1 protein-coding gene is annotated in these 1,031 nt (G+C 64.4%); it reads right to left on the bottom strand.

The window, feature by feature from the left end:
• Positions 1 to 23: 23 nt before the first annotated feature.
• Entirely contained in the window at positions 24 to 938 is a 915-nt protein-coding gene (locus ACLQ24_RS29800; RefSeq protein WP_425895066.1) for an IS982 family transposase, read from the bottom strand.
• Between the last annotated feature and the right edge of the window lie 93 nt (positions 939 to 1,031).

Below are 1,031 nucleotides of genomic sequence, written 5' to 3'. Positions count from 1 at the left end.
CTAGACGATCTATTCCAAGGGGGTCAGTGGTCGTATGCGGTCAGGGACCGTAGGACTGGCTGGTTGGTGTGCCAGTTGTGCCAGATCACGGCGGTGAGTGCGAGGATGCGTTGCAAGACGCGTACGGCCACGCCGGCGGGGGTCCGTCCGCCGTGTCGTTCGAGGTCGAGTTGGCCTTTGAAGGTTTGGTTGACCGACTCGATGCTCTGGCGCAGGGCGCGTAGCAGTGCCCGTCCGGGGCGTGGCGGTTCGGTGCGGTAGGCGGGGCGGATCATGGTGACGCCGCGTTCGGCCAGTTGCTTCTCGGTGGCGGCGTCGCGGTAGCCCTTGTCGACGATCAGGATCAGCCCGTCGGGGTGGGTCAACAGGCCGTTGTCCAGGTCGAACAGGTCGACGAGGACCTCGCGTTCATCGGTCTTGGCGGTGGTCAGGGCGAACGCGACCGGTAGTCCGTGCACGGTGGTGACCAGGTGTAGGCGCAGTCCCCAGAAGCGGCGGGAGTGGGAGGCGCAGTAGCCGTAGCTGGCCCATCCGGCCAGGTCAGAGCGTTTGACGGTCTCGCGGGAGCGTCCGCATTCCACGGGGGTGGAGTCGGCGATGCGCACCGGGTGCTGCCAGAGGTCGGTGTCCAAGGTCAGCAGCCGGATGAAGTGGGTGATCTGCGAGGTCAGGGTCCGTAGTCGCTTGTTGTATCCGGGCTGTTTGGGCAGGTCGGGAAACAGGTGGAGCAGGTTCTTGCGGGCGTATCGGATCCACTGGGCTTCCTTGTGGTAGCCCAGCACGGACTGCAACACCGCGAGGGTGATCAACTCCGCATCGGTGATCTTCGGAGCGATACCGACCGCTGGTCGCCACCGGTTGAGCTGGGGTGACGCCTTCAACTCATCGTCGATCTTCACGTAGAGTGCGGTGGCGAGGGTGTCCCGATCGACGTGCACGTGGCCTCCAGGGTCATCGTTGCTCAGCAACGTCGATCATGGACACCCTCGCTCTTGTTCGCTGCCCCGCACCCCTTGGAATAGATCGTCTAG

It is taken from the genome of Micromonospora sp. DT4, from assembly GCF_049841675.1.
Classification (GTDB): Bacteria; Actinomycetota; Actinomycetes; order Mycobacteriales; family Micromonosporaceae; genus Micromonospora.
The sequence above is the reverse complement of the archived record's forward strand: the minus strand, read 5'-3'. Positions and strand labels throughout refer to the sequence as shown.